Below are 6,584 nucleotides of genomic sequence, written 5' to 3'. Positions count from 1 at the left end.
GCGGCGCTGGCGGTGCGCGCCGGCTTCACCGTCTCGCGCCGCAGCGCCTGGGACGACGCGCCGGCGCCGGCGCAGGTGTGGGTCGGCGACTCGCTGGGCGAGATGCCGATGTACTACGCGCTGGCCGATGCGGCGCTGCTCGGGGGCAGCTTCGCGCCGCTCGGGGGGCAGAACCTGATCGAGGCGGCGGCCTGCGGCTGCCCGGTGGTGATGGGGCCGCACACCTTCAACTTCAGCGAGGCGGCGGAACTCGCGCAGCAGGCCGGCGCCGCGCTGCGGGTGGCGAACATGGAAGAGGGCGTGCGGACCGCGGTGGACCTGGTGCGCGACCGCCAGGCGCGGGTGCGGGCGGTGGAAGCCAGCGAGGCTTTCGCCGCCGCGCACCGCGGCGCGGCCGCGAAGACCGCGGCCGCGGTGCTGAAGCTGCTGCCCTCGTAGAGCTACGTGAATACCAAAGTCAGGACGCAGAGGACGCAAAGGGTACGCAAAGGACGCAAAAGAAGGCAGCTTTCGACGGGCTGTTCTTTTGCGTCTTCTGCGTACCCTTTGCGCCCTCTGCGTCCGGCTGTCCGCCTTTTCGATGCTCTCAGCGCGCCATCAGCGTATTCAGGCGCGCCAAGTCCTCCGCCTGCAGCGTGCCGTTCGCCTGCCGCAGGCGCAGGTGCCCCAGCAGCACGTTGTAGCGCGCCTGCGCCAGGTCGCGCTTGGTCTGGAACAACTGGCTTTGCGCGTTCAGCACGTCGATGTTGATCCGCACGCCGACCTGGTAGCCGAGGCGGTTCGCGTCCAGCGCGCTCTGGCTCGAGGCCTCGGCGGACTCCAGCGCGCGCACCTGGTTCTGCCCCGACACCACGCCGAAGTAGGCGGTGCGCACCGCCTGCGCCACCTGGCGGCGCGTGGCCTCCAGGTCGGCACGGGCCTTGTCCTCCAGCGACAGCGTCTCGCGGATGCGGTTCTCCACCGCGAAGCCGGTGAACAGCGGCCACTGCAAGGCCACGCCGATGTTGCCGTTGTTGCTGCGCGAATCCTGCGCCAGCGTCGAACTGCCGCCGGCGTTGCGCGTCAGGCCGTAGCTGGTGGTGAGGTCCACCGTCGGCTTCTTGCCGGCCTTGGCCTTCTCGGTCTCGAGTTCGGCGATCTCCACCGCCTTGCGCGCCTGCAGGATCGCCGGGCTCGCCTCCTCGGAGGCGGAGACCCACGCCTGGGGGTTGGCCGGCTGCGGCGCCGGCACGTCCAGCGGCGTGGCGAGCGGGCTCGGATCCACGTCGCTGCGGCCCACCAGCGTGTCGAGGGCCAGCTTCTTCACCCGCAGGTCGTTCTCGGCGGCGATCTCCTGCGCCAGCACCAGGTCGTAGCGGGCCTGGGCCTCGCGCGTGTCGGTGATGGTGGAAGTGCCGACCTCGAAGTTGCGCTTGGCCGAGGCGAGCTGTTCCGCCGTGGCGGCCTTCTGCGCCTGCACGAAGGCCAGCGTGTCCTGCGCCGCCAGAACGTCGAAATAGGCCTGGCTGACGCGGATCATCAGGTCCTGGCTGGCGGCCGTGAGCTGGTATTCGGCCAGCTCCAGCTGGCGCTGGCCCTGGCGGTAGGTGGCGAGGTTGGCCGGCCGGTACAGCGGCTGCGAGGCGCTCAGCGTCGCCTGCTGGGTGGTGAAGCCGCGGTCGACCGCGGGATTGGTGGGCGCGCCGCTGACGTTGGTTTCCAGCAGGCTGCGCGTCACCCCCGCCGACAGCGCCGCCTGCGGCAGGATGCCGGCGCGGGCCTGTTCGGCCCGGGCGATGTTGGCGTCGTACTGCGCCTTGGCCGATTGCCAGGAGGCGTCGTAGGCGCGCGCCGCCTCGTACAGCTCCAGCAGTCCCTCCGCCCGCGCGGTGCCCGCCAGCGCGAGCCCGATCGCCGCCGTCACGGGCAGCAGCCGCCACAGATTCATGCTCCGTCCTTTTCCCAAGTCATGCCCTCGTCGATGCAACGCCTTGTAACACACCTCAGTAAAGAGGGACCGAAGGATCGCGCTCGCGCGACCAGGCGTCGATGCCGCCCGCGATATTCGCCACGGCCGCGTAGCCCTGGTGCTGCAGGAACAGCGCCACGCGCTGGCTGCGCGCGCCGTGGTGGCACAGGCAGGCGATCGGCCGGCCGGGCGGCAATTCCGCCAGCCGCGCCGGGATCTCGTTCATGGGGATCGCCAGCAGGTCGAACTCCTGCGGCTGCACGCTGGCCGTGTGCACTTCCCACGGCTGGCGCACGTCGAGGACCAGCGGCCGCGCGGCCTGCGCCTGCACCCAGTCGTCCCAGTCGGCGGGGCGGACCTGCTCGATCATCCGGCGGTCAGAAGTGGAAGCGCGAGGCCTCGGGGAAGCCGGCCAGGCGCGGGGCGGCGATGTCCCAGGGCTGGCGGGTCTCCCAGCCGGCTTCGCCGGTGCGGGTGACGAAGGTGGCGCGCATCACGGGCAGGTCGCCCACGATGGCCGCCAGCCGGCCGCCGACCTTGAGCTGCTGCAGCAGCGCCTGCGGCACCTCGTGCACCGACCCGGACAGCAGGATGGCGTCGAACGGGCCTTCGGCGGCCAGGCCCTTGGAGCCGTCCGCCTCGCGCACTTCCACGTTGCGGATGCCGGCCTGCTGCAGGTTCTCGCGCGCCATGCGGGCCAGCTCGGGGTGCAGCTCCAGCGTGATCACGCGCTGGGCGCGGCTGGCCAGCAGGGCGGCCATGTAGCCGGAGCCGGCGCCGACTTCCAGCACCTTCTCGTGCGCCTTGGGCGCCAGGTCCTGCAGCAGGCGGGCCTCCACCTTGGGCGGCAGCATGCAGTGGCCGTTCTTCAGGGCTTCGTCGGTGTCGGGCAGCAGCGGGATCTCCATGTCGACGAAGGCCAGCGCCTTGTGCGCCGGCGGCACGAATTCCTCGCGCTTCACTTCGTTCAGCAGGCCCAGGACATCGAGGTCCAGCACGTCCCAGGGGCGGATCTGCTGCTCGATCATGTTGAAGCGGGCACGTTCGATGTCGACGGGCGCGGTCATGGCGTTTCCTCTTCCTCTCGTCTGGCGGTCAGGACAAACCACCCATTTTAGAAGCCGGCACGGCGGCGGCCCCGGCACCCGTTGCGTGGCGACGCCGCGGGCGGCGCAACCATTGAGCCAGGTCATCCAGATAGCAGTAGACGACCGGCACCACCACCAGCGTCAGCAGCGAGGAGGTGATCACCCCGCCGATCACGGCCTGGCCCATGGGCGCGCGCTGCTCCGCGCCTTCGGTGAGCGCGAAGGCGAGCGGCACCATGCCGAACACCATCGCCAGCGTCGTCATCAGGATCGGGCGCAGCCGCACGCGGGCGGCCTGCAGCAGCGCCTCGCTGCGCGCCACGCCCTGCTCGCGCAGCCGGATCGCGAAATCCACCAGCAGGATGGCGTTCTTGGTCACCAGCCCCATCAGCATCACGATGCCGATCACCGAGAAGATCGACAGCGTGGAGCGGAAGGTGAGCAGCGCCAGCACCACGCCGATCAGCGTCAGCGGCAGCGAGGTCATGAGCGCCAGCGGCTGCAGGAAGCTGCGGAACTGGCTGGCCAGGATCATGTAGATGAAGATCACCGCCATCGCCAGCGCGGAGACGGCGTAGCCGAAGGACTCCTTCATGTTCTTGGTGGAGCCGCCGAACTGCCACTTGTAGCCGGGGGGCAGGGCGATGGCGTCCAGGCGCTGGCGGATCTCCTCCGAGATCTCGCCGGCGGAGCGGCCGTAGGCGTTGCCGTTGATCGCCACCTCGCGCATCAGGTCGCGCCGGTTGATCTGGTTGGGGCCGGTGCCTTCGCGCACGGTCGCCACCTGGTTCAGGCGCACGATGCGCGCGCTGCCGTCGGCGTTGCTGCCGGTGGCGAAGGGCAGGCGCTCCAGGTCTTGCGGCGCCGTGCGCGCCTCGGGCGCGAGGCGCACGTTCACGTCGTAGGTCTGGTCGTCCGGCGCGCGCCAGTTGCCCACCGTCTGGCCGGCCACCAGGGTGCGCAGCGCGCCGGCGATCTGCGCCACCGAGAGGCCCAGGTCGCTGGCGGCGTCGCGCCGCACGTCGATGGCGACGGTGGGCTTGTCCGGCTTGACGCTGGAGTCCAGGTCCACCAGGCCGGGCACGTCGCGGATGCGCTGCGTCACCAGCGTGGACAGCCGCTCCAGCTCCTGCAGGTCGGGGCCCATGAGCGAGAACTCGATCTGCTTGTTGCCGCCCACGGCGTCCAGCAGGCCGGCGTGGGTGACGGTGATGCCGGGCACCTGCTGCAGGCGCGCGCGCAGCACGGCCGCCATCTGGTCGACGCTGCGGCTGCGCTGCTTGCGGTCCACCAGCCGCACGTACACCGAGGCGTAGATCTTGCCGGCGTTGCCCGTGTTGATGGTGGTGAGCGTGTAGCGCACCTCCGGGAACTCGCGGATGATGCTCTCCACCTGGCGCGACTTGGCCTCGGTGAGTTCGAGCGAGGAGCCGACCGGCGTGTAGAAGTTGAGGCTCGTTTCCGAGAAGTCGGCCTTGGGCACGAACTCGGTGCCGAGCAGCGGCACCATGAAGACGCTGGTGACGAAGATCGCCACCGCCCCGAGCAATGTCGTGAGCTTGTGCGCGAGCGACCAGCGCAGGATCGCCTGGTAGGCCTGCGCCAGGCGCTCGGTGGCGGTCTCGAACAGGCCCGTCACGCGGCCGAAGGTGCGGTCGTAGAAGCTGCGGCGCTCGCGCCGCTGGCCGTGCGCGGCGATCTCCGGGTCGTGCCACACGGAGGAGAGCATCGGGTCGAGCGTGAAGCTGACGAACATCGAGATCAGCACCGCGGCCACGATCGTCACGCCGAACTCGTGGAAGAACTTGCCGATGATGCCGCCCATGAAGCCGATCGGAAGGAACACGGCGACGATGGAGAAGGTGGTGGCCAGCACGGCGAGGCCGATCTCCTGCGTGCCGTCCAGGGCCGCCTGGTAGGGGCCCTTGCCCATCTGCACGTGGCGCACGATGTTCTCGCGCACCACGATCGCGTCGTCGATCAGCAGGCCCACGCACAGCGACAGCGCCATCAGCGTGACCATGTTGATCGAGAAGCCGAACGCGTACATGAACAGGAAGGTGCCGATCAGGGCGATCGGCAGCGTGAGGCCCGTGATCACCGTGGAGCGCCACGAGTTGAGGAACAGGAACACGATCAGCACGGTAAGGAGCGCGCCTTCGATCAGCGTCTGGCGCACGTTCTGCACCGAGACGCGGATCGGCCGCGAGGCGTCCGTCACCGGCTCCAGCTTCAGGCCGGGCGGCAGCTGCGCCCGCATCTCGGCCAGCGTCGCCTGCAGGCCGTCGATCACCTGGATGGTGTTCTCGTCCTGTGCCTTCTGCACCTGCAGCACCAGCGTGCGCTCGCCGTTGAAGAGGGCCAGGCTCTCGATCTCCTGCGCGCCGTCGGAGATGCGGGCGACCTGGTCGACGCGCACGGGCGCGCCGCCGCGGCGGGTCACGATGATCTTGCCGAAGTCCTCCGGTCGCTGCATGCGGGCGTCGATCTGCACCACCCGCTCCTGCGCCTGCGAACGGATCGCGCCGACCGGCAGGTCCTGGTTCTCGTTGCGCACGGCGGCGGCCACCTGGTCGGCCGTGATGCCCAGCGCCTCCATGGCGGCGGGCTGCAGGTAGAGGTTGATCTCGCGCTTGGTGCCGCCCACCAGCGTGACGGAGCCGACGCCGCGCACGTTCTCCAGCCGCTTCTTGAGCACCTGGTCGGCCCAGTTGGTGAGTTCCACCGCCGTCATCGGGCGGGCGCCGCGGCTCGCGTCGGGCAGCACGGCGAGCGACCAGATCGGCCGGCTGGCCGGGTCGAAGCGCAGCACGCGCGGCTCCTTCACCTCGTCGCGGAAGGTGGGGCGGATGGCGGCGATCTTCTCGCGCACGTCCTCGGCGGCCTTGCGGCCGTCCACGTAGAGCTGGAACTCGATGACGACCACCGACTGGCCCTGCAGGCTGCGCGAGGTGAGGGCGTTGATGCCGGCGATGGAATTCACCGCCTCCTCGATCTTCTTGCTGACCTCGCTTTCCACCACCTCGGGCGAGGCGCCGGGATATTCGGCCGTGACCACCACCACCGGAAAGTCGATGTTGGGGAACTGGTCGACGTGCAGCCGCTGGTACGAGAACACGCCCAGCACCACGATGGCGAGCATCACCATCGTGGCGAACACGGGGTTCTTCAGGCTGACGCGGGTGAACCACATAGGGCCGAGGGCTGGGCTGGGGAGCTAACGGTTGGAGGCGAGAGGCTAGAGGCTGGGGCCCTTGCTCCCTCTCCCGCTTGCGGGAGAGGGCTGGAGTGAGGGGGATGCTTGAGTGAACCGCACCTTCGTCCCCTCCTGCAACGCCCCCACGTGCCCGCGGATCACCACCGCGCCGTCCTTCACGCCCGTGACGGCGACCCAGGTCTCCTTGTCCGCCTCGCCGCGCTCGCCCGGCTGCACCGCCTTGTGCGCCACCTTCTCCTCTTCCACCACCTGCACGTACGGCGCAGGCTTGTCCGTGCGCACCGCATCCAGCGGCACCGCGAGGGCCGAAGTGCGTTCCAGCGCCAGCGTG

The 6,584-nt window shown here is 69.9% G+C and carries 5 protein-coding genes and 1 pseudogene; 1 reads left to right on the top strand and 5 read right to left on the bottom strand.

Annotated features, from left to right (window positions below; all coding sequences use genetic code 11):
* Positions 1-438, top strand: a 438-nt coding sequence (locus VFM98_RS20875) for a 3-deoxy-D-manno-octulosonic acid transferase (RefSeq protein WP_414709060.1), incomplete at its 5' end; no start/stop codon positions are given.
* 148 nt (positions 439-586) lie between these two features.
* Here VFM98_RS20875 and VFM98_RS20870 read toward each other — a convergent pair.
* The 5 genes and pseudogenes from VFM98_RS20870 to VFM98_RS20850 form a co-directional block, all read right to left on the bottom strand.
* Entirely contained in the window at positions 587-1,927 is a 1,341-nt protein-coding gene (locus tag VFM98_RS20870) for a TolC family outer membrane protein (RefSeq protein ID WP_325111814.1), read from the bottom strand.
* A 55-nt stretch (positions 1,928-1,982) separates the two neighbouring features.
* Positions 1,983-2,318 carry a rhodanese-like domain-containing protein gene (locus VFM98_RS20865; protein WP_325111813.1) on the bottom strand — a complete coding sequence of 112 codons (336 nt, stop codon included), beginning with the start codon at positions 2,316-2,318 and terminating at the stop codon, positions 1,983-1,985.
* 7 nt (positions 2,319-2,325) lie between these two features.
* Positions 2,326-3,015 carry a protein-L-isoaspartate O-methyltransferase gene (locus tag VFM98_RS20860; RefSeq protein WP_325111812.1) on the bottom strand — a complete coding sequence of 230 codons (690 nt, stop codon included), beginning with the start codon at positions 3,013-3,015 and terminating at the stop codon, positions 2,326-2,328.
* 28 nt (positions 3,016-3,043) lie between these two features.
* A complete protein-coding gene (locus tag VFM98_RS20855; RefSeq protein ID WP_325111811.1) occupies positions 3,044-6,229 on the bottom strand; it encodes an efflux RND transporter permease subunit in 3,186 nt (1,061 codons plus the stop codon).
* A 45-nt stretch (positions 6,230-6,274) separates the two neighbouring features.
* Positions 6,275-6,584: pseudogene (locus VFM98_RS20850) on the bottom strand (efflux transporter periplasmic adaptor subunit); the annotation flags it as partial.

It is taken from the genome of Ramlibacter sp. (assembly GCF_035706265.1).
GTDB lineage: Bacteria > Pseudomonadota > Gammaproteobacteria > Burkholderiales > Burkholderiaceae_C > Ramlibacter.
The sequence above is the reverse complement of the archived record's forward strand: the minus strand, read 5'-3'. Positions and strand labels throughout refer to the sequence as shown.

Coding starts and splice junctions, on each gene's coding strand:
- VFM98_RS20870 (WP_325111814.1), bottom strand. CDS start 1,927: ATGAATCTGTGGCGGCTGCTGCCCGTGACGGCGGCGATCGGGCTCGCG.
- VFM98_RS20865 (WP_325111813.1), bottom strand. CDS start 2,318: ATGATCGAGCAGGTCCGCCCCGCCGACTGGGACGACTGGGTGCAGGCG.
- VFM98_RS20860 (WP_325111812.1), bottom strand. CDS start 3,015: ATGACCGCGCCCGTCGACATCGAACGTGCCCGCTTCAACATGATCGAG.
- VFM98_RS20855 (WP_325111811.1), bottom strand. CDS start 6,229: ATGTGGTTCACCCGCGTCAGCCTGAAGAACCCCGTGTTCGCCACGATG.